Source organism: Verrucosispora sioxanthis, assembly GCF_010560025.1.
GTDB classification, from domain to species: Bacteria; Actinomycetota; Actinomycetes; order Mycobacteriales; family Micromonosporaceae; genus Micromonospora; species Micromonospora palythoicola.
Genome location: NZ_SAIY01000003.1, coordinates 701,081 through 722,428 on the forward strand (window position 1 = coordinate 701,081; position 21,348 = coordinate 722,428).

The 21,348-nt window shown below is 73.1% G+C and carries 19 protein-coding genes and 2 pseudogenes; 4 read left to right on the top strand and 17 right to left on the bottom strand.

The genetic code is table 11. The annotated features are described in order from the left end of the window. Positions 1-43: 43 nt before the first annotated feature. Positions 44-628 carry a dihydrofolate reductase family protein gene (locus tag ENC19_RS12460; RefSeq protein ID WP_164447303.1) on the bottom strand — a complete coding sequence of 195 codons (585 nt, stop codon included), beginning with the start codon at positions 626-628 and terminating at the stop codon, positions 44-46. A 67-nt stretch (positions 629-695) separates the two neighbouring features. After that, the gene (locus ENC19_RS12465; RefSeq protein ID WP_164447304.1) at positions 696-1,238 is read right to left on the bottom strand and encodes a TetR/AcrR family transcriptional regulator; all 543 of its coding nucleotides are present in this window, start codon (positions 1,236-1,238) and stop codon (positions 696-698) included. Between the two features lie 67 nt (positions 1,239-1,305). Here ENC19_RS12465 and ENC19_RS12470 point away from each other — a divergent pair, with 67 nt between their 5' ends. Both ENC19_RS12470 and ENC19_RS12475 read left to right on the top strand, forming a co-directional pair. Continuing rightward, positions 1,306-2,508 carry an alpha/beta hydrolase gene (locus tag ENC19_RS12470; protein ID WP_208020871.1) on the top strand — a complete coding sequence of 401 codons (1,203 nt, stop codon included), beginning with the start codon at positions 1,306-1,308 and terminating at the stop codon, positions 2,506-2,508. Next, positions 2,505-3,626 (top strand): FAD-dependent oxidoreductase, encoded by a 1,122-nt coding sequence (locus tag ENC19_RS12475; RefSeq protein WP_164447305.1) that lies wholly within the window; start codon positions 2,505-2,507, stop codon positions 3,624-3,626. Before ENC19_RS12470 ends, ENC19_RS12475 begins: the two co-directional genes overlap by 4 nt. Positions 3,627-3,638: 12 nt before the next feature. On the opposite strand, the gene ENC19_RS12480 is transcribed toward ENC19_RS12475, so the two are convergent. The 5 genes and pseudogenes from ENC19_RS12480 to ENC19_RS12500 all read right to left on the bottom strand — a co-directional run bounded on the left by ENC19_RS12480 (position 3,639) and on the right by ENC19_RS12500 (position 9,670). Beyond that, the gene (locus ENC19_RS12480) at positions 3,639-4,592 is read right to left on the bottom strand and encodes a pirin family protein (RefSeq protein WP_166458544.1); all 954 of its coding nucleotides are present in this window, start codon (positions 4,590-4,592) and stop codon (positions 3,639-3,641) included. Between the two features lie 88 nt (positions 4,593-4,680). Beyond that, positions 4,681-5,559: a hypothetical protein gene (locus tag ENC19_RS12485; protein WP_281604344.1), complete on the bottom strand. Its 879-nt coding sequence runs from the start codon at positions 5,557-5,559 to the stop codon at positions 4,681-4,683. 360 nt (positions 5,560-5,919) lie between these two features. Continuing rightward, on the bottom strand, positions 5,920-6,552 hold the full coding sequence (locus ENC19_RS12490; RefSeq protein ID WP_164447307.1) for a hypothetical protein: 633 nt from the start codon (positions 6,550-6,552) through the stop codon (positions 5,920-5,922). 13 nt (positions 6,553-6,565) lie between these two features. Beyond that, positions 6,566-7,954 carry a DUF4012 domain-containing protein gene (locus tag ENC19_RS12495; RefSeq protein ID WP_328824231.1) on the bottom strand — a complete coding sequence of 463 codons (1,389 nt, stop codon included), beginning with the start codon at positions 7,952-7,954 and terminating at the stop codon, positions 6,566-6,568. Between the two features lie 471 nt (positions 7,955-8,425). Beyond that, positions 8,426-9,670, bottom strand: a pseudogene (locus ENC19_RS12500) (glycosyltransferase family 4 protein). Positions 9,671-9,883: 213 nt separating this feature from the next. Here ENC19_RS12500 and ENC19_RS30220 point away from each other — a divergent pair. Further along, positions 9,884-9,997, top strand: a pseudogene (locus tag ENC19_RS30220) (low molecular weight phosphatase family protein); the annotation flags it as partial. A gap of 366 nt (positions 9,998-10,363) precedes the next feature. Here the strand turns inward: ENC19_RS30220 and ENC19_RS12510 are convergent. Then, positions 10,364-11,830, bottom strand: coding sequence for a polysaccharide biosynthesis tyrosine autokinase (locus ENC19_RS12510; RefSeq protein WP_164447308.1), 1,467 nt, complete (start codon positions 11,828-11,830; stop codon positions 10,364-10,366). A 369-nt stretch (positions 11,831-12,199) separates the two neighbouring features. Here ENC19_RS12510 and nhaA point away from each other — a divergent pair, with 369 nt between their 5' ends. Further along, positions 12,200-13,531, top strand: coding sequence for a Na+/H+ antiporter NhaA (gene nhaA / locus ENC19_RS12515; RefSeq protein ID WP_164447309.1), 1,332 nt, complete (start codon positions 12,200-12,202; stop codon positions 13,529-13,531). A 14-nt stretch (positions 13,532-13,545) separates the two neighbouring features. On the opposite strand, the gene ENC19_RS12520 is transcribed toward nhaA, so the two are convergent. The 9 genes from ENC19_RS12520 to ENC19_RS12560 all read right to left on the bottom strand — a co-directional run bounded on the left by ENC19_RS12520 (position 13,546) and on the right by ENC19_RS12560 (position 21,274). Next, complete coding sequence (locus ENC19_RS12520) at positions 13,546-13,836, bottom strand: DUF1622 domain-containing protein (RefSeq protein WP_164447310.1); 291 nt, start codon at positions 13,834-13,836, stop codon at positions 13,546-13,548. Then, positions 13,833-14,183 carry a DUF1622 domain-containing protein gene (locus ENC19_RS12525; protein WP_164447311.1) on the bottom strand — a complete coding sequence of 117 codons (351 nt, stop codon included), beginning with the start codon at positions 14,181-14,183 and terminating at the stop codon, positions 13,833-13,835. Before ENC19_RS12525 ends, ENC19_RS12520 begins: the two co-directional genes overlap by 4 nt. 95 nt (positions 14,184-14,278) lie before the next feature. Next, positions 14,279-14,866 (bottom strand): TMEM165/GDT1 family protein, encoded by a 588-nt coding sequence (locus ENC19_RS12530; RefSeq protein ID WP_164447312.1) that lies wholly within the window; start codon positions 14,864-14,866, stop codon positions 14,279-14,281. 221 nt (positions 14,867-15,087) lie between these two features. Next, on the bottom strand, positions 15,088-16,053 hold the full coding sequence (gene egtD / locus ENC19_RS12535) for an L-histidine N(alpha)-methyltransferase (RefSeq protein ID WP_164447313.1): 966 nt from the start codon (positions 16,051-16,053) through the stop codon (positions 15,088-15,090). Positions 16,054-16,128: 75 nt separating this feature from the next. Next, complete coding sequence (gene egtC, locus ENC19_RS12540) at positions 16,129-16,875, bottom strand: ergothioneine biosynthesis protein EgtC (RefSeq protein ID WP_164447314.1); 747 nt, start codon at positions 16,873-16,875, stop codon at positions 16,129-16,131. 22 nt (positions 16,876-16,897) lie between these two features. Beyond that, the gene (egtB, locus tag ENC19_RS12545) at positions 16,898-18,232 is read right to left on the bottom strand and encodes an ergothioneine biosynthesis protein EgtB (protein ID WP_164447315.1); all 1,335 of its coding nucleotides are present in this window, start codon (positions 18,230-18,232) and stop codon (positions 16,898-16,900) included. Further along, complete coding sequence (egtA, locus tag ENC19_RS12550; RefSeq protein WP_164447316.1) at positions 18,229-19,464, bottom strand: ergothioneine biosynthesis glutamate--cysteine ligase EgtA; 1,236 nt, start codon at positions 19,462-19,464, stop codon at positions 18,229-18,231. Before egtA ends, egtB begins: the two co-directional genes overlap by 4 nt. 270 nt (positions 19,465-19,734) lie before the next feature. Next, positions 19,735-20,487, bottom strand: coding sequence for a hypothetical protein (locus tag ENC19_RS12555; RefSeq protein WP_164447317.1), 753 nt, complete (start codon positions 20,485-20,487; stop codon positions 19,735-19,737). A 1-nt stretch (position 20,488) separates the two neighbouring features. Then, a complete protein-coding gene (locus tag ENC19_RS12560) occupies positions 20,489-21,274 on the bottom strand; it encodes an RNA polymerase sigma factor (RefSeq protein ID WP_166458408.1) in 786 nt (261 codons plus the stop codon). Between the last annotated feature and the right edge of the window lie 74 nt (positions 21,275-21,348).

The following is a 21,348-nucleotide window of genomic DNA, read 5'->3' on the forward strand; positions in this document are numbered from 1 at the left end:
GCCGGGTTTCGCCGGACCGCACCTGGCTGCCGGGTCCCAGACCTCAGCGGCGGTCCAGCGTCAGTACGCATACCCCGGAATCGAGCGCCGTGGCATCAACGGGGACGAACAGGGTGGGCTGGAACGGCCCGGCGAACATCGGGATGCCTGACCCGATCACGGACGGGTGCTGCTTGATGATGAGCCGGTCGATCTCGGGCAGCAGACTGTGGGCCAACGTCCCGCCACCGACCAGCCAGATGTCCAGCGCACTGCCGTCCTGTTTGAGGCTGCGGACCCGGTCGAGGGCGTCGGTGCGGACCATCTCGACGGCGGTGCCCTCGGTCACCGGCAGGGTCGTCGAGAACACCAGGTGGCGCAGGTGCGGGTAGACGTCGTCCAGCCCGGCGTCCAAGCCGAGCTGATAGGACGCCCGGCCCTCGAGCACGGTGTCGAAGACCTTCGCCGGCCCCTCGACGCCCAGTGCGGCACGGGCGGGCGCGGGCAACGTCTCCGGAAAATTCGTCACCATGTAGTCGATCAGGTCGGCTGGCACCGGGAAGTAGCTCTGCCCGCTCGGGTCACCGCCGTCCGGGCCGGCGATGAAGCCGTCGAGGGTGCTCGCGACGTAGTAGGTGAGTCGGCGCATGGGCCCTCCAGTACAGAATTCTCGACTGTCGAATCGGTGGTCGTCGGCTGGTCCGGTCGGCCTGGGGTCACTCGGCGCCCACCAGCCTCGCGAGGGTGCCTTCCAGCTCGGCGCGGCCGCGTTGCTGTCCCTCGGTCGCGGTGAGTTCGGCGAGGAGCAGTCCGTCGATGAGCGCGAGCGCGGCGTCAGCCACCTCCCGTGGGCTCGTCACGCCCCGCTCGCGGAGTCGCTGCTCGACGGCACCACGCACCCGGTGCGTGCCGGCCGCCAGGAACCCACGCAGCTCGGGGCGTCGTACGGATTCGAGTGCCAGTTCGTAGCGGGCGAGGAGCCGCTCCCGGTCGGCACCGAGCAGCCGGTCGAGCACGCGCGCGAGGTCTGCGGCGAGCGTACCGGCCGTGGCGGGGGCGATGGCCGCCTCGTCCAGCTCGGCCAGCCGATCGACGGCCGCCCGGAGCAGGTCCGCCCGGGTACGGAAGTAGTAGGAGGTGGAGCCCATCGGAAGCCCCGCCTGCCGGTCCACGGCCCGGTGGGTGAGTCCACGTCCACCTGCCCTGGCCAGCGTGGTGATCGCCGCATCCGCGATCACGGTCCGACGCTCGGTCACCATGGGCTTCCCCTCCTGTTGCTCTACAGGTGTAGAGTAGCAGGCCTCGACATCTGTAGAGGAGGAGCCTGTGTCGAACGACTACCTGGTGCACGTCCTCGTGCTCGGCCTGGCCACCACCGCCGCGTTGGTCCCACCCGCTCGACCACGGCTGCTGGCGCGGGCCGCCTTCCTGGCCGGGATGGTCGTGAACGAGGTGCCGCACCTGGTCCTGGCGCTGCTCGCGGCCTCGACGGCCGCGGCGATCTGGAGCGGAGACCTGCGCACCGACGTGCTGTCGGGCGTCCTGCTGGCGGGCGCGGTGGCGACCGCGGTGATGCTGATCCTGTTGACCCGCCGGGCCGCCCGTTCGAGGTCCGTCGCCGAGGCCGCACTGCGAGCGGCCGGCATGGACCGCGCACCGGCTCGGCGAAGCTGGTGGCGGACCGCCCTCACCCCGCTTCCGATCCGACCCCGTTCCGTGCGGCGCCTGCGCAACCTGCGCTACGGCGACCACCGGCGTCAGCGCCTCGACGTCCTGCGCCGCCGGGACCGACCCACGGGTGGCCCGGTTCTGGTCTACTTCCACGGCGGCGGCTACTTCTCGGGCAGCAAGAACTGGGAGGCTCGAGGCCTGCTGCACCACCTCGCCGCACGCGGCTGGGTGTGCGTGAGCGCGACGTACCGGCTGCGCCCCGGGGCGGGTTTCGAGGAGCACCTCGCCGACGCCGAGGCCGCGATGGCCTGGGCGCGTACGCACGCCGGAGAGCACGGCGCGGACGCTACGACGGTCGTGCTGGCGGGTAGCTCCGCAGGGGCCCATCTGACCTCTCTCTACGCGCTGCGCGCGAAGCCCGAAGAACGGCCTGCCGCGGCGGTCTGCCTCTACGGCTACTACGGCCGTTACTACGGCCGCGGCGCCGACGAGGCGGTCACGTCGACCCCGTTCGCGCTGCCGGCATCCGAGGCACCGCCTTTTCTGATCGCGCACGGAAGCCTGGACAACTACACCTCCGCCGGCACGGCGCGTGCCCTGGCGGGGAAGCTGCGGGCCGAGTCGTCGCAGCCGGTGGTCCACCTCGAACTGCCCGGCGGCCAGCACGCGTTCGACATCGTCTCCTCCTGGCGGCTGACCGCTGTCCTGGACACCCTGGACGCGCTGCTGGCCGTCATCGGCGTGGCAGCGGGAGGGACCTCGACCGGCCGATCAGCGGGTGCCGTCCCGTCGCCACCGGAGGTGCGCCGGGCGGAGGCGTTTGCCCGGCCCAGCGATCGTCACCTGGAGGCGTCGTGAAGGTGCTGATCGCCGGCGGCGGTGTCGCCGGGCTGACACTCGCGGCGCTGCTGCGTCCCCGGGGCCACCAGATCACCGTGGTCGATCCCGGTCACGGCGGCGACGACGGCTTCGCGCTCGCACTGTGGCCGCACGGGACCCGGGTGCTACACGCGGTCGGCGTCCACGACCGGCTGGTCGAGCGGGGGCTTCCGATGCGGCGCTACACGGCGCGGTCGGGGTCCGGGGCCCTGCTCACCACCTCCGGGCCGCCTCCCCGCATCGCCCGCCACGGATACCTGGGCATCCTGCCCCGCGGCGACCTCGTCGCGATGCTGGCCACGGTCTGCGATCAGGTGGAGCACCGAACGGGTCGCGTCGTGGCTCTGGAGCAGCGCCGCACCGGCGTCGATGCTCGTCTCGACGACGGAACCACCATCGGGGCCGACCTGTTGGTGGGTGCCGACGGCATCGGATCCGCGGTGCGCACCGCGCTCCTCGGGCCCCAGCCCCGGCACGACACGGGATGGACCTGCGCGACCTGGTGGATCGAGTCGGCAGACCACCCGGGCACCGCCGGTGAGACGCTGGAGTTCTGGGGAGCCGGCAGCTTCGTCGGCTGCTACCCGTGCCAGGGTCGGGTGTGCCTGATCGTCGGCGGCCCCTCGGACACCGTGCGGGGCCCGCAGGCCAGGGCATGGCTGCACCGGACCCTCACCGGAGCGGGCCTGCCCGCCGACCGGCTGCTGCCCGGCGCGGATCACGAGCGTCGGCTGTGGCCCATGACCGACGTGCGCTCCACCGGGTGGGTGCGCGGCCGGGTGGCGCTGGTCGGGGACGCCGCCGCGGCCTTTCTGCCGACCGCCGGAATGGGTGCCTCGATGGCACTGGAGTCGGCGGCGGCACCGGCCGACGAGCTCAGCCGGTGCGACGCCGGCCACGTGCCCACCGCGCTGCGCCTCTACGAGCGGCGGCGGAAGCGGCGGGTCGAGCGAGCACAGCGGCAGTCACGGCAGTTCGCCCGGGCGCTCTTCACCTCGTCCAGCACGCTCGCGGGCCTCCGCAACGGGCTCGTCGCCCGGATGTCCGTCGAAAGGCTGCTCGCACCCCTGGTTCGCGACCTCGAGCACCCCGCCTGAGCTGACACCGCACTAGCCGTGGAAGCCGCCGGAACGGTCGCGGGCCTTGAGCCGGACGGTGGGCAGCGCCGGTGCGGGCAGCGGCGGGTCCGGGTCGTCGGCGACGACCCCGAACCGCCGGCCGGCCATCCAGTCCTCGCGGGCGGCGACGATCTCGTCGTGGTCCCGACCGACGAAGTTCCACCACATCACCAGCGGCTCCTCGAACGGTGTGCCACCGAGCAGCATCAACCGGCTGCCCGGCTCACCACGCAGGCTCAGCGAGTCCCGTCCCGAGCCGAGCCAGAGCAGCGCACCGGGGCTCAGCGGCAGGCCGTCGACCTCGCCGGCACCGTCGAGGACCAGCAGCGCGTACTCGAAGTCACGCCGCAGCGGCAGTCCGGCGGGCGCCGGCCCGGCCAGTTCCAGTTGCGCGCCGAGCAGCGGGGTGTGCACCCGCGCCGGTGAGCGTTCCCCAGCGAGTTCCCCGACCAGCAGGGTGACGTCGAGGTCCCCGTCGCGCCACCGGGGCAGCTCGGCGTGGTGGGCGAAGTCGGGAGCGCCGGCCCGGGCCCCGTCCGGCAGCGCCACCCACAACTGCACCCCGTGCATCAGGGGCGGATGCCGCACCGGTGAGCGTTCGGAGTGGGCGATGCCGTGACCCGAGGTCATCACGTTCAGTTGACCGGGACGGATCGGCTGCTGGTTACCGAGGCTGTCGCGGTGCAGGATCTCGCCGTCGAGCAGCCAGGTCACGGTCTGCAGGCCGGTGTGCGGGTGCGGCGGCACCTCCATGCCGGGCCGCTCGGCCACGTCGTCGGGTCCGAAATGGTCGACGAAGCACCAGGCCCCGACCAGCCGGCGGGTGCGCTGCGGCAGGAGCCGGCGCACCGTGGTGTAGCGGCCCAGCGGCACGTCGTGGCCGGGCAGCAACACGCTGCCGGGATCGACCGTCGCCACGCCGGGTGGTCGGGTCTGCGCTGGCATCGCTTCGGCACGCTCCACGACTCGACTCTACGCCCGACCCGGTCGCCCGCCCGCTCGTCGGCGAGCGGGCGCACCCGGGAGAGCAGGCTCAGCCGCCGCGTACGGTCACCACGTTGGCACCGGCCACCAGGTCCAGGAAGATCCGTCCGGCGGCCCGGTCCCAGCCCGCCGAGCCGAGCACCGTACCCGGGGCGACGCCGTCGCGACGCTCGCCGTACACCTCGACGGCTCCGGCACCGGAGCCGGCCCGGACGCGTACCGGCACGCCGTCGGTGACCGTGACGTCGAGCTGGTTGACCCCACCGGTGACCCGCACCACGAGCGGTCCGTCGACGCTGGGCAGTCGAAGGTCGGTCCGGGTCGCACCACCCACCAGCTCCAGTCCGGACAGCCGGGCGGCACGCAGGTCCACTCGTCGCTCGGCGGCCCCGCCGGTGAGCCGCAGGTGCCAGGACACCCGGGCGTTGAGCAGCACCTCGACCGTGCCCGGCTGCTCGCCGACCCGCTCCATCCGCAGTGCCATCCGATCGCCCACCAGTTCCGGACGGGCCCGCGCGCCGGACCCGGCGGGGCTGACCACGCGGTACAGCTCCTCCCCCAACTCGATGACCCGCAGGTCGACGCGGTCCAGCCCGTCGACCAGCTCGAAGCTGGCCCGCCGTCGATCGTGCAACGGTGCGGTCCGCACCTGCTCGGGGCTTTCCCGCGCGGCCCGGGCGGCACCGCCCAGTCCGCTGGCGTCGTCCGGCGCGGCGGTCGCGCCGGCCACCGGGTTCGTTCCACCGGAGAAGACCAGGCCGAGCCGGTGCGGGTCGGAGAGGATCGCCACGACCGCGACCGCTCCCAGACCCACCACCAGTACCGCGGCGGCGACCAGCAGCCGGGCAGCCGGCGACCAGCTCGGCCGATTCGGTGGTGCCGTTTGAACGTCGGCGGGCGTCGGCGGTGACACCTCGACCTGCGACACCGGGGTTGACCCGGCTGGTGTTCGATCCTGTCCGTTCCGCACCGATCCGGCCATCGGTCTCCCCTTTCACGGTCCCCTACCGAGGGGTACGCGCCAGGAGGCGGGACGGATCAGTCGACCGGGCGTCGAACCCGGGCCCGAGCTGGCGACGAACCGCGGTGCACCGGACGGTGGTGACGGACCGTATCCGAGGGCGCGCGGCGCCACCGAGACCCGGGCCGGGGCGGAGATCGACGGGTTCCGCCGGGTCTCCGAGGCGGTGCTGGCGCACAGCCTGGAGGGCGCAACGGTACCGGTGCCCGTCGGAGGGAGCGGCGGGCACCGGTACCTTGGTCTCCGGGCCCTGCCCGGAATGGTGGGTCAGCTCGCGCCACCCGCACCGAAGCGGTTGCGCCGCCGCCAGGCCAGCGTGCCGAGCAGCAGAACGGCACCGGCGGCGACGAGCCCGCCGCCGACCTTCATCGGCGTGTCCAGGCTGCTGCCGGTGACCGGCAGATGCGGCTTCTTCTTGGGCAGCACCCGCAGCTGGGTCGAGGCGGTACGGCCGGATTCGCGGCCGGTCGCGGTGAAGGTGAGCAGACCGGTCACCGAGGGCGTGTACCGCCGGGTGAAGACCCCGTCGGAGTTGGTCCGGGCGGTGAAGCTCAACGGCGCGCTGGCCTGGAAGGCCACCGGTGCCATGGCGACGGTGCTGCCGTCGCTGCGCCGTGCCGTACCCGCGGCCGGCGCGGCCAGCGGCGACACCGAGACGACGATGTCCACCGTCTCGTTCGGCCCGAAGTTGCGGCCGGTGAGGATGACGGTCTCACCGATGAAGACGGTGGGTCGACTCACCGTCAGCGACGCCAGCACCGGCGGATACGGCGGTGGCTGGGGCGGATCGGTGACTGTCGGCGACGGCTGCGGCTGCGGTTGCGCCGCCCCCGCCGCAGCCGGCACGGCCACCACGGCCAGACCGACCGTGAGCGCCATGATGATGCGGGATAGCCGCATGGTTCGTTCCCTCCTACTGAGAACAGCTTGGTGCGGTGACAACATGGGTGGTCCATGGGGTGGCGGTCGGGGTCAGCCACAGCTCGGCCGTACCGTGGTCCGTCTTGCCGGTCAGCAGCGAGACCTCCAACGTGCGGGTCCCGCCCGGTCCGACCTCGACGTTCACGGTGGCGACCTGCCGCCGCCGCTCGGTGCCGTTGCCCACCGAGGTCTCGGCACCGTCGAGTCGGGTGTCGAGCACCGCCCCGCCGGTGGGGCCGTACACCGACACCAGGGTCCGGACGGTGTACGGATCCCCGGCCTGACCGAGACCGAGAACCGACTCGCTGAGCCCCGAGGCCGGTGCGGTGGACCGGAGCGTCACCCGGAGGCTCAACTCGCGGCGGCCGTCGGCGTGGCAGTCGCCGACCCTCAGGTCGGCGGTCTGCCGCAGGTAGTAGCCGAGCTTCGCGCCGCTGCCGTCGTTGAGGAACACGCCGACAGTCGGCACGCTGTCCTGTTCCGGAAGCGCCCCGGCCATCCGGCTGTCGCCGAGTGTCCGTTGTTCCTCCGGTCGGGCACTCCAGAACAGTATCCGACGTTCTTGTACAGAGCGGTCGAATGCGGACAACAACCCATTCGGATGGATGTTACGGGCGAAAAGCGTGTCGAACACCGTGGCCGCCGCCCCGGCAAAGAAGCCGTCCTGCTCTCCCGGGCTCATCCGCTGGTAGGTGTCGCTGAGCAGGGTCCGGACCGCGTTCTCCGCGCTCAACGCCACCCCGCCCGGCACCCGCACCGGCCCGGTGGCCTTGAGCAGGTACGACAGCACCACCGGGTCGACGGCGAGGACGCCGTCCACCTTCTCCCCGGTGTGCCGCCGGTACATCTCCCGGTACAGCGCGGCGGCGGTCGGAAAGTGCGGACTGAGGTTGACGTCCGCCGGGTAGATGCCGGGTAGCTCACCCCAGAGGGCACGCACCTCCGCCGGGATCTTCAGCGGCTCGGCGAACCGGCCGAGGCTCGAGCTGCTGCCCTGGGCACCCATCTTGACCCGGCCCTTGTTCGCCTCGATCACCGCGTACGCGCCGAACATGCCGCCGGTCGCGCGCAGCTCCGCGGAGTTCTGCGACACCAGCAGGTAACGTCGTGGCCCGTCCACGCCGAGCAGCGGCGGCAACAGGCGGCTCGCCCGGTCCGCCGCCGAGGTCATCGCGGCCAACCGGTCGATCTCGCCGCGCAGCTCCGCCAGGGCGCGCCGGACCTGCCCGACCAGCCGGTCGTCGGAGACCTCGGCCAGTTCCGTGCGGGTCCGCTGCACCTCGGCGTGCACCGCGACCAGATCGTCGGTGACGGCACGCAGGCCGGTCAGGTCCAGCCGACCCTCCTGCGGCACCAGCCCGCCGAGGTCGACGCGCAGCACGCCGGAACGCCTGGCGCGCCAGGTCGTCGATGGCGACGGCGATCTGCCGAACCGCGGTGAGGTTCGCCCCGGCGACCGGGGCCTGCCGGCCGAGCCACCATCCGATCCGCGGTGGCCCGCCGCGCCGCCCCGGACCGCTCCTGCAGGGCGGCGAGGGTCCGCTGGGCGCGGCGGTGTCGCCACCGACCAGATGGGCGCTCAGCTCACCGGCCAGACCGGCGGCGTTGACCAGGTGGGCGCGGGCCTGCCAGCCCCGGAAGCCGACCCAGCCGGCGAGGCCCAGCAGCAGCGAGCCGACCACCAACGTGGTCAGCAGGACGCGACGCAGTCGGGCGCGCCGACGACGGCGGGACCGACCACGCCGCCGACGAGGGCTCTCGCTCTGCGTCACGTCATACCCCTTCTCGAAACGGACAGAAGACCACATTGTTCCTAGCACCTAACGGAGATTCGGGTGCGTTAATGACGGAATCAGGCGTTACGAGAGATCCGCTCGGCTCTCGTGTCGTGCCCGGTGTCGCCGGCCGCCGCCTCGCGCAGCAGTTCCTCGATCCGGTCGACGCCCGACGGCAGCGACATCTCCCGCAGGTATGCCTCCCGACCACGCCGCCCCATCTCGACCCGCGCCGGCACGGGGATCTGCGCCGCCAGCCAGAACCGGTCCGCCAGGCTGGCCCAGTCCTCCGGCGGGCAGGACAGCCCCGCCCGAGCCCGTTCGACGAGGGCCGCGGTGTCGCCGCCGGCCGAGACGACCACCGGTGCCCCGCACGACAGCACCGCCTGGAGCTTGGCCGGCACGCTGCCGCGCAACTCCGGCAGATCACGCACCATCACCAGCTGGTAGTCGGCGGCGGCGTACAGCTCCGGCATGTCCAACGGGGAGCGCCGGTCCACGAACCGGACGTTGTCGGCCCGCAGTTCGGCGGCGAGGCCGCGGACCCGCCGCTCCTCGGCACCCGAGCCCACCAGGACCAGGTCCACGGTGTCGCCCAGGGCAGCCGCCGCCCGTACCGCCGTGTCCAGCCCCTGCCGCGCGCCGATGGTGCCGGCGTGCATCACGACGCACTCGCTCGTCCCGGCGGACCAGCCGTCGGGCGGCCGGACTGGCCGGCACCGGACGGAAGGCCGCTCGTCGGTCCAGTTGAGCACCACCCGATCCGCGCCGGGTCGATCCCGTCCGCCAGCACCGCGTCCCGCAGCGAGGGGAGGTCACTGCGACCCGGCGGGCGGCCGGTCCGGAGCGTGGCCGCCCGGACCCGCGCCGCCCACCTGCCGTCGTCGACGGAGTCGGGGAGCTGTTCGGCCCAGACGTCCGGCACGTGCAGCACCAGCGGCACCGGGCCGAGCAGGCGGAGCAGCGCCGCCGAGGCGAACGGCGGCCGGCGGCTGATGCACGTACAGCACGTCCACTCCGGCCAGGAAGCGCCGGCCGACGAGCGCCGCGCTGCCGGCGAAGGTGAGCCAGGAGGCCATCCGGCCCCGTACCGTGACGTCGCCGGTGCTGTACCGGGGCACCCGCCGCACGGTCAGCCCCCGGCTGCGGGTCTCGTGGTGCCAGCGCTGCCGCCAGCCCGGGTAGACGTGCCCGCCCGGATAGTCGGGGAAGCCGGTCAGCACCCGTACCTCGTGTCCCCGCGCGGCCAGTTCCTCGGCGAGGCTGCCGGGAATGAACGCCGGCTCCGGTGGGAAGTGGTACGTCACGATCCCGATTCGCACCGGGACACCCCCGTCTCCGCGTACCGGTTCGGCGCGCCGCCCGGGACCGGGGACGCGACGACTGCGTACGATCTCGGCAACCCCTCATCGGGTGGACGCCGCCGGCGACCGCCCGTCGTCGCGGCGCCACCGCCCGCGACCGCGTCGTCCAGGGGGTTCCACATGCTCAGCGGGGTGCTGTTCGTCTGCCACGCCAACCTGTGCCGGTCACCGATGGCCGAGTTCGCCGCGCGTCGCCTGCTCGCCGGGCAACCGGTGACGGTGGCCAGCGCCGGCACCGACGCCGTCGAGGGCCTGGCCATGCACCCGTACGCGGCGGCGATCGCCGCCGAGACCGGTGACGACCCGACGTCGTTCCGCAGCCGACGGCTGCTGCCGGAACACCTCACCGGGGCGGTGCTGGTGCACCGCCACCCGGCGCCAGCGCTCGATCTGCACCGCGCTGGCACCGGCCGCGCTGCATCGGACGTTCACGCTGCGCCAGTTCGGCCGGCTCGCCGCGGCGGCCGAGCCGGCGGGGACCGAGCAGGACGATCCGGTCCGGGCCGCGGTGGCCGCCGCGGCCCTGGCCCGGGGACGGTTGCAACCCGCCCCGGGGACGCCGACGACTCCAGGACCCGGTGGGCGGCACCCCGGAGGACTTCCGCCGCTGCGCGGAGGAGATCGACCGGGCGCTGCGGCCACTGGCGACGCTCATCGGGACAGCCGGGTGAGTTCCTGCGTGTGGTCGCTCACCTCGCCGGCGTGGGCCCGCTCGGCATGCCGGCCGGCCCTGCTCCGGTCGGTCGGCACCGACTGACCACCACTCGCGGCGGCCACCACCCGGTACGCCTCGTACTGGTACGCCTCGGCCTTGGGCACCCGGGCCATGTTCAGCACGCAGCCGAGCAGCCGCACCGACACCGAGTGCAGGGCCCGGGCGGCCGCGGCGACCTGGGCGCGCGAGGTGCGTCCCTGCTGGGTGACCAGCAGTGCGCCGTCGGCCTGCACCGCGACCACCACACCGTCGGTGACCGCGAGCAGCGGCGCGGTGTCGATGATGACGATGTCGGCGGACTCCCGAAGGGCGAGCAGCAGGTCCGACATGGCCTTGGAGCCGAGCAGTTCGCTCGGGTTGGGTGGCGCGGAGCCGCTGGGCAGCACGAGCAGCGACTTGTCCCCCCAGCGCTGGACCACGTCGCCCACCTGCACGTCGCCGACGAGCACGTCGGTGAGCCCCACGCCCCGGTCGATGCCCAGGTAGTCGCCGACCTTCGGTCGGCGCAGGTCGGCGTCGACGAGCAGGACCCGCCAACCCGCCTCGGCCAGGGCGATCGCCAGGTTGCACGACAGGGTGGTCTTGCCCTCGCCCTGCAGGGCACTGGTGACGGCGATGACCCGGGCCGGCTCGTGCACGTCGACGAAGCGCAGGTTCGTGCGCAGCTTGCGGATGGCCTCGGCGCGCGCCGAGGTGGCGGCCTCGCCGACGATCAGCGGGGCCGACCGGGCGCTGGTGTCGATCGGGATCTCACCGAGCAGCGGACTGCCGGTCACCCGCTGCAGCCCGGCCGCGTCGCGCAGCCGGACGTCGGCCATGCCGCGCAGGAGCGCCAGGCCGATGCCGCCCAGCAGGCCGAGCAGGGCGCCGATCGCGGTGTTGCGCACCGGCTGCGGCGACACCGGCGTGGGGGTCACCCGCGGTCCACTCACCACTTCGATCTTGATCGGCCCGGGGCTGCCGTCCGGTCGCGTCTCGACCTTCTGCACGAGTTCGACGAACTTCGCCGAGAGCGCCTCGGTCACCCGCAACGCCCGGGTCTGGTCGGTGTCGGTCACCGACGCCCGCAGCAGCACGGTACCGGTCTCGGTGGAGGTGCTGACCCGGCGCTGAATCTCCTCGGCGGTCAACCCGAGCTGGCTGTCGGAGACCGCGGCCTGCGCCAACCGGTCACTGGTCAGCAGCTCCGCGTACGACTTCACCCGCTGCTGGAGGAAGAGCCCGCCCTGGTAGGCGTCGGTGACGCCCTGGCTCGGCGTGGTGACGAAGAAGGTGACCGAAGCGACGTAACGAGGCTGGGCCCGCACGGTGACCAGCGCGGTCACGCCCAGCGCCACCATGAGGGTGACCAGGACGATCCACCAGTGCCGGCGCACCAGGCGTAGTTGGCGGTACAGGTCCATCAGGCGGGCCTCCGTACCGGGCCGGTAACGCCAAAGAACTTCACGAAAACCCCCAAGGTCGACTCAATCTCGTGAAACCATTAAAGCGGCTCATGCGGCTTATGTCCGGAGTTAGGTATTTTCTGAATAGCCGATCTCGTCCGCAGTGACCAACCGGACCGACGGTCCGTCGGAATCGCTCCGATCCGGAAAAAATGCGATGTCGTCGCCGAGCGCTCCGGGCGGCTCGGCTCCGTCCTGTGGGAAGAGTCGCGTCGGCTCCGCTCGCGACGGCCGTCGGCTCTGGATAGGGTCTTGCACGGGTGTGCCGGGAAGCCTGGTCGGCGATGGTGCCGTGCTGCCCTCCGACGGACGAGGTGGACCCCACGTATGACCGACCAGAACCCGCGCCCTGAGCGCCGCGGCGTGAGCCGCCTGTTCGCCCGTACCTCCTGGCCGGAGGCGCGCTTCCTGGCCGACGTGCTGCGCACCGAGACAGTCGGTGGCGCCCTGCTCCTCTTCGGTGCCGTGATCGCGCTGGTCTGGGCGAACTCACCATGGGGTGACGCCTACGCGGCGCTGGGGCGGTGGGTGCCCTGGTCGGGCGGCGAGGCGCTGCACCTCGACCTCGACCTCGCCACCTGGGCCGCCGACGGCCTGCTGGCCATCTTCTTCTTCGTGGTCGGGCTGGAGCTCAAGCGCGAGTTCGTCGCCGGTGAATTGCGTGACCCGCGGCGGGCTGCGCTGCCTGTGGTGGCGGCGGTCGGCGGAATGGTCGTGCCGGCGCTGATCTTCGTGGCCGTCAACGTCGCCGGTGGTGGTGACGGACTGCGCGGTTGGGCGATCCCCACCGCCACCGACATCGCGTTCGCGCTGGCGGTGCTGGCCGTGATCGGGGCCTACCTCCCGCAGGGGCTGCGGGCCTTCCTGCTCACCCTGGCAGTGGTCGACGACCTGCTGGCCATCACCATCATCGCGGTGTTCTACACCGACGACTTCTCGGTGCTCCCGCTGCTCGGCGCGCTGGTGCCGATCGCCCTGTTCGGCCTGCTGGTGCAGCGCCGCCGCACCTGGTGGTGGGCGCTCATCCCGCTCGCCGTGGTGGCCTGGACCCTGGTGCACTCCTCCGGCGTGCACGCCACCGTGGCCGGCGTACTGCTGGGCTTCACCGTGCCGGTGCTCGCCGGCAAGGGCGGCGACGCACGTCGCCCGATGCCCGGTCTCGCCGAGCACCTGGAGCACGTGTGGCGACCGGTCTCGGCCGGCTTCGCGGTGCCGGTCTTCGCGTTCTTCGCCGCCGGCGTCTCGCTGCGCGGCGCGGACCTCGCCGCGGTGGTCACCGACCCGATCGTCCTCGGCATCGTCCTCGGCCTGGTCGTCGGCAAGTGCGTCGGCATCCTCGGCTCCACCTTCCTGCTGGCCCGGTTCACCCGGGCCAGCCTGGACGAGGACATCAGCTGGTCGGACCTGCTCGGCGTGTCGTTCCTGGCCGGTATCGGCTTCACCGTGTCGCTGCTCATCGGCGAGCTGGCCTTCGGCTCCGCCGGCACCGAGGGCGACAACGTCAAGGCGGCGGTGCTGGCCGGCTCGTTGATCTCGGCGCTGCTGGCCACCGTGGTGCTACGGCGGCGCAACAAGGTGTACCGGGCCATCGCCCTCAAGGAGCAGGTCGACCAGGACCAGGACGGCGTGCCGGACGTCTACCAGAAACCGGCCGGCTGACCGCGCCCGCTCACTCACCTGGGAAACGCCCGGTCGACCCGCTCGGCCGGGCGTTTCCCGTCTCGCGACCGCCGGCGGAAATCCGCAGTCAGCGCGGTACGCACCAGCAGGCGCAGCGCCACGATCGCCACCAGCACGGCGATCTCCGTCCAGGACTGCTCCCCGGCCAGCCGCAGCAGGCCGGCGGCGAGCAGCATGTCGAGCAGCACCCCCAGGGCCGTCGCGCGGGAGCCGGTGGTCAGCAGCGCCACGGTCGCGCCGAGCACGCCGAAGGCCGTGATGAGCGCGGACAGCAGCGATCTCATCGGTCGTCGACCTGCCGCTGCTCGTGTTCGATCTCCCGGTCCAGCACGTAGTTCAACACCGTCCGGATGGCGGCGATGGCGGCCAGTTGGCCGATCTGCGCGAAGGTCGGCGACAACGCGGTACGCAGGATGTCCGCCGCCAACTGGAACTCCAGGCCGAGGGTCAGGAACCGCCCCAGGGACAGCCGGATCCGGGTGAACACGGCGGCGTCGCGGTGGCGCAGCCCGTCGACCACGAACCGCAGCGCGGCCAGGGCCGCACCGACGACGATGACGAACGCGCCCACCAACTCGACCCCGGTCACCAGCAGCTGGTGGCCCCGTTGGAGGATGACCTCGACGTCCACCCCGGCGCCTTACCCGGCCTGGATCCGGGTAGTCGACGCCCGGGGCGCACGAGTGAACCCGGTCAGCGCGGTCGCGGCGCGGGTGTCGACGGCGCTCAGCGCAGCTGGATCAACGCGTCGACGATGAGCCAGACACCGCTGACGGCGAAGAGCGTGGCGGCGCCGTACCTGATGGTTCGTTCCGGCAGTTTCCGGCCGAGCAGCCGGCCGGCGACGATCGCCAACGCGTCGGCCGCGACCATGCCGACGGTCGAGCCGATCCAGGTGCCGAACCAGCCGTACTGGGTGGCCAGCGTGATGGTGGCGAGCATCGTCTTGTCACCCAGTTCGGCGAGGAAGAACGCGACGCCGACGGTGAGCACGGCCGACCTGCCGCCGCGGGCGGCGCGACGCTCGTCGTCGGCGGTGAGCCGGTCGCCCCGCAGCGTCCACGCGCCGAAGCCGAGGAAGGCCAGACCCGCCAGCAGCGAGATCCAGCCGGTCGGCAGGGTCGCGCCGAGGCCGTGGCCGATCGCCACCGAGGCGAGGTGCACCAGGGTGGTGGCGACGGTGATGCCGATCAGCACCGGCAACGTGCGGTACCTCGTGGCGAAGGCCAGCGCCATGAGCTGGGACTTGTCTCCCAGTTCGGCCACGAAGATGACACCGAAGCTGATCACCAGCGCGGCGAGGAACCCGTCCATGATGTCCTTCCCGGATCAGGCCGGGGGAAGGTGTGGGGACGCCCTCGACCCGGCCGCAACAGCCTGGGTCGAAGGTCTCGCCCGCCTCGCCGAACGAGGCCGGGTGGCCGGGCGCGTGACGCGCCAGTATGTCGACCACGACGTTATGGGCTACTCCCCTTCGCTGCGCCCAGCCTAGCCGATCGTCCGGCGGCGGATCATCCGGGTCGGCCGACGACCGCTCACACGGCGCGGGCCAGGGTCACCCCGAACAGGCCGTCCGGGTCGGTCCAGAACCGCTCGGTCCGGAGACCCGCGGCGGCCAGTTCGCCCGAGATGCCTTCCGGGCGGAACTTCGCCGACACCTCGGTCCGCAGGTCCTCACCGGCGGCGAAGTCGACGTCCAGGTCGAGCACCGTCACCCGCATCGACCGTCGCGCCCGCAGCCGCATCTCGATCCACTCCTGCTCCGGGTTCCAGAGCGCGACATGAGCGAACCCCGCCGGGTCGAAGTCGGCGTCGAGTTCCCGGTTGAGCACCCGCAGCACGTTGCGGTTGAACTCGGCGGTCACCCCGGCCGCGTCGTCGTACGCGGGCACGATCACCGCCGGGTCCTTGACCAGGTCGGTGCCGACCAGCAGCCAGTCGCCCGCCTCCAGCGCGGCGCGCATCGCGGCGACGAACTCGGCCCGTTCGACAGGCAGCAGGTTGCCGATCGTGCCACCGAGGAAGATGACCAGCCGCCGCCCGCCGGTCGGCAGTCGATCCAGGTGGCGGGTGAAGTCCCCGACGATGCCGCGCACCCGCAGCCCCGGGTAGTCGGCGGCGAGGGCGGCCGTGGAGCCGGCCAGCGCGCTGACCGAGACGTCCAGTGGCACGAAGGTGCCGAGACCGCCGCGCCGGGTGAAGGCGTCCAGCAGCAGGCGGGTCTTCTCCGAGGAACCGGAACCCAGCTCGATGAGGGTCTTCGCGCCGGTCAGTTCGGCGATCTCCACCGCCCGCTCGGCCAGCACGGCCCGCTCGGCCCGGGTCGGGTAGTACTCGGGCAGTCGGGTGATCTCGTCGAAGAGTTCGCTGCCCCGGGCGTCGTAGAACCACTTCGGCGGCAGCCACTTGGCCGCCGCGGTCAACCCGATGCGGACGTCCCGTCGCAGGCTACGGCTGAGGTCCCGGTCGTCGAGGTGGATCTCGAGCGGCTCAGCGCCCATCTGCTGTCCCCTTCCGTCGTGTCTGACAGGTGCGTGCAATCCCGCGCACGCCCGGTGGTGCCTCGTCGGCCCGCCTCACCACGCGGCCAGTGCCTGCTGGCGTAGCTCGGTCGCGGTGGCCTGCACGAGCTGCCCGTCGGGCACCTCGCGCCACCCCGGTTCGTCGTCGTGCGGCTCGGAGACCAGCAGCACCGACGCGGGTGTGGCCCGCAACGACAGGGCGTGCCCGGCCGCGCTGGCGACCACCGTGTGCCCGTCGGTGAGCAGCACGTTGAGCCGTGAGCCGGGTGCCGCCGCGGCCACCGAGGTGACCGTCTCGGCGACCGCCCGGGCCGGCGCGACACCGGCGCGCAACCGGTCACGGACCAGCGCCCACAGCAGCGCCGAGTCGGTCGTCGCGTCCAGGGTGAGCAGGTCCCGCACGGGTAGCTCGGCGGCGAGCGGAACCATCGAGTCGGGCCAGCCGCGCACCACCCCGTTGTGGCTGAACAGCCACCGCCCCTCGGTGAAGGGCGCGGCGGCGGTGTCGACGATCGCCATGCCGACCGTGGCCGAGCGGACGGCGGCCAGCACCGCGCCGGCGGAGGTGACCGCCGCCAGCTCGGCGATGGTCGGGTCGCTCCAGATCGGCTGTGCCCGGCGGTACCGCACCGGCGCGGCGCCGTCCGGGTACCACCCGATGCCGAAGCCGTCGGCGTTGATCGTCCCGCCGCCGCGCATGTCGCGTGGGGCCCAGGACTGGCGCAGCAGTGAGTGCGGCGGGTCGAACAGCAGTTCCCGCAGGGTCACCGGCGGCCCCAGATAGGCCAGGTGTCGGCACATCAGACGACCGGCTTTCCGACCCTCACCGGTGCGCCTCGTCGGGCCGGGCGTCGCGAGCGCACCGGAAGCCGCTGAAGATCTGCCGCCGGATGGGATAGTCCCAGTTGCGGAACGTGCCGCGGCAGGCCGCCCGGTCGGTGCCGAACGAACCGCCCCGCAGCACCTGGTAGTCGTCGCCGAAGAAGACCTCGGAGTACTCCCGGTAGGGGAAGGCCGCGAAGCCCGGGTAGCCCCGGAAGGGGGTGGCGGTCCATTCCCACACGTCACCGATGAGCTGATGCACGCCCAGCGGCGAGACGCCTGCCGGATAGGCGCCCACCGGTGCCGGCGACAGGTGCCGTTGGCCCAGGTTGGCGTGCGCGGAGGTGGGGTCGTCGTCGCCCCACGGATAGCGTCGGGACCGGCCGGTCGCCGGATCCCACCGGGCGGCCTTCTCCCACTCCGCCTCGGTGGGCAGCCGCTTGCCCGCCCAGGTGGCGTACGCCTGCGCCTCGTGAAAGCAGACGTGCACCACCGGCTCGTCGTCGCGGACCCGGTCCCAACGGCCGAAGCGCAGGTAGGACCAGCCGTCGCCGTCCCGCCGCCAGTGCATCGGCGCGACCAACCCGGCCTGCCGGCGATGCCGCCAGCCCGCCTCGGTCCACCAGCGCGGGTCGTCGTATCCCCCGTCGGCGATGAAGGCGCGGTACGCACCGTTGGTCACCGGTGCGGCGTCGATGACGTACGCGGGCAGCTCCACCCGGTGGGCCGGCCGCTCGTTGTCCAGGGCCCAGGGGTCCGTGTCGGTGCCCATCACGAAGGGACCGGCGGGCACCAGCACCTCGGCGGGCACCCGTACGGTCGGCTCGGGTGGCGGCGGCGCGTGCAGCGCCACCGGGCCGGACCGCAACTGGTGGGTGGCGAGCATGGTCTCGTCGTGCTGCTGCTCGTGCTGCACGATCATGCCGAAGGCGAACCCGTCGGCGACCAGCCGAGAACTGTCGAAGGTGACGCGGTCCAGCAGGTCGTAGACCTTCTCCCGAACCGTGGCCACGTACGCCCGGGCCTCCGCCGGGGGCAGCAGCGGCAACGACGGGCGGTCCCGACGCGGTTGCTTGAACGCGTCGTACAGGTCGTCGATGTCGCACCGGACGGCCTCCCGCCCGCCGACGTCGCGCACCAGCCACAGCTCCTCCTGGTTGCCCACGTGCGCCAGGTCCCAGACCAGCGGGGACATCAGCGGTGAGTGCTGGCGCATCAGATCGGCGTCGTCCACCGCCTCGGTCAGCAGGGCGGTCCGGGCACGGGTACGGGCGAGTTCCGCCGCGATCCGGTCGCGCAACCCCTCGGTGTCGCGGTCGGTGCTGGTGTCGGTCACGGCTGACTCCTCTCCGCGGCGGCACACCGCCGTCGTAGTCCGTGGTCGATCTCCCGGTGCAGGGCCGGCGGCAGCTCCAGCCTCGGAAGCGCGCTCCGGGCCAGGTCGAGCAGCCCGGTGGCGGCGCGGGCCAGGGTCGCGTCCCGCAGGCCGTACCGCGCGGCGCGGTGCCAGCCGTCGGCGGCGGGCGCGGTCACCGCCATCGCCGCGTCGATCGTGTCGGGGCCGCTGAGCAACGCGCTGAACACCGCCAACGGCAGGATCCAGCCCCGCCCCGGTTGCGCGTCGAGGTATCGGATCTCCAGGTAGCCCCGGGGACGCACCGGCGGGAAGAGCGTGCTGACGTGGTACTCCAGGTCGTCGACGCGGGGCGGCCGGTGCAGCGCCCCGTCGATCCAGTCGGCGAACGTCACATCCGGCGGTGCGGTCCAGTCCGGACCGTCACCCCGCACGCAGAGCAGCGGCGCGGCCAGCACGTAGGCCGTCCAGGCGGCCACCGGATCCCGGTCGGCCCGGGCGGGCGTCCAGACCGGGGCGGTGCGGGCGGGGTCGATGCGCCACCACGCGCCCATCCGGGCCGACGCCCAGCCGGTGTCCCGGCCGGCGTGCCGGCCGGCATTGGCGAAGGTGGCGAGCAGGGGTGGGCCGGCCGCGTGTACCAGTTGCCACCGGGCCAGCAGGTGCTCGGGCTGCCCGACGTCGAGGCAGATCTGCAGGCCGGCCGTGCTGTACATCATCGTCCGCCCGTCCGGGCCGCGACGGTCGAAGACCTGGCGCATCGCCCGGTAGCGGGGGGTGTCGATCACCGGCCGGGGAGGTCGGTACGGATCGATGCCGGACCGGCCGAGGGCAAGGCCGGCGGCGTCCAACAGTCTGGTTGCCTGCGCCACGTCGGACTGGGTGGCGTCGATCAACGCGGTGACGCGGGCTCGCGGTGGGGTGGAGATCTCCAGTTGTCCGCCCGGCTCGACGGTCATCGCGCCGCCCTGGAGCAGGCGCAGGGCCGGGCTGGTCGGGTCCAGCGTGGTGGGGGCGTAAGGCCCCAGCGCCGCGCGCAGCCGCGCGGCGTCGACCGGGCGGGCCGGATCGACGGCGTCGTGGACCGTCCATTCCAGCTCGACCCCGGTGAGGGTGGGTGGACCGGTTTTGAAGCAGATCCGGGCGAGGTGCCGGGCAGCAGCGGCGCGGTCCCGCAGCACCGGGATCCGGTCCACCTCCGGTGACATCACCATGCGTGGCTCCCTTCCCGATCGGATCCGCCGCCACGGTAGCCCACCCCGGTGACATCGAACCCAGCTGAACCTGAACCACACGAGGTCGGCGCCGGGTCCCGAACGCCCGGCACGTCGCCGTGAGTGGCAGGGGACGAGGCAACTTCGTCCGATGTCGGCCCGGACGATGTCGCCACCATCTGTGTAGCAGGGGCACACCGTGCGTCGAAAGGATTTCACGACTCGGCCACATTCGGTCCGGGTGGGAATCGTGCGGCTGTCCGGCCGGATTCAGCCGCCGGGGCTCGCGGTCGGCTCCGCGTCGGCACCGGGCCGCTCCCGGCAGTACTCCTCGACGTGTTCCGCGCCGCCGGCCGCGACCACCAGTTCGTTGAACGCGGGCGTGCGCAGTGCCTTCTCCCGCTGCCGTTCCGGCTTGGCCAGGTAGGCCCGGCAGAGGCCCGCCCGGTCCGTGGTGTTCTCCGAGTTGCCGGGACCGACGTACCCGCTGGTCTCGGGGCTCGGCGTCGCCGAGGCGCTCGGCGGTGGCACCGAGGCGCTCGGCGGTCGAGCGGGCACGGACGTCGCCGTGTCGGTGGGCGCGCCGGTCGGGCTCGCGGTGTCCTCGCCGGTGGGCGCGCGGTCGTCGGTGCGGGGTGCCGGCGCGGTCGGGCTGGTGACCATCGGTGACGTGTCCGGACCGGCGCGGTCCAGGCCGACCCCGGCCAGGGCGGCGCCCGCGGTGGCGGTGGCCACCACCCCGGCGATCCAGACCACGGCCCCGGCGGTGAACCGGTGCCGTGGTCGCCGGGCCGCCGGTACCGCCGCATCCGGTTGGCGGGCGGCCCGGAACGCCGCGACGGCGGCCTCCTCGCCGGCCAGTTCCCGCTCCCGGGCCGGAGCCGCGGCGGCCCGCAACAGGTCCGCCAGCGGGCCGGTCGGGCCCGGCGCCGCCCGGGTGGGCCGGGTGTCCGGGGCGGCGTCCAGCAGCCGCTCGTGGTCGGCACGTCGCGATCGGCGCAGCATCACCAGCAGTCCGCGCATGTCAGCCGTCCACCGGTTCGGCCTGCGGCGGAAGGCCGGCGCGCCGGGGCGGCCGGGTGTCGGTCCGGGCATCGTCCGGGGCGGGGGTCGCTCCTCGCTGGTCGAGTAGGACGGCCAGTCGGCGCAGGCCGCGGTGGGCGGCGGTACGCACCGCACCGGCCCGACGGCCGAGCACGCGTCCGGCGGTCTCCGCGTCGAGCCCGATCACGGCACGCAGCAGGACCGCCTCGGCCTCCCGGGGCGGCAGGCTGGCGATCAGCGCGAGTGCCGCCTCGGTACCGAGGGTCTCCCCCGCCCGCTCGGCGGTGTCCGCGTCTCCGGCCAACTCGCTCAGTTCCTGCACCGGCACTGACAGTGCGGGGCGACGGCGCTGCCGGCGCAGGTGATCCATGGCCCGGTTCCTGGCGATGGTGACGGCCCAGGCCCGGAACTCTCCCCCGGTGAAGGTGGGCAGATCGCGGGCGACCTGCAACCAGGTCTCCGACGCGACGTCTTCGGCGTCCGCACCGACCAGGGCGGTCAGATAGCGCAGCAACCCCGGTTGCAGGGTGCGGTAGAGGTGCCGGAAGGCGTCCTCGTCACCGGCCCGGGCGGCCGATACCAGCTGGTCCAGCTCACCGGGCACGGTCGCACCGCCGCCGACCCGCCGGCCGCTGACCCGACGCCCGCCGGGCGGGGGCACGCGGCGGCTCGGCCCGCTGCGCGCGCCGAACCTGGATCCGCACCCCACCCCGTACGCCCGAATCAACCGGGCCGGTTCGGCCCGGTAGCGGATTCTCGCCGACATCGCCGAGGACCACAACCTGACCGCACGGCGCTCGCGGACGGCCGGAACCGGGCCGGGGTCGGGACCGCGGGCGC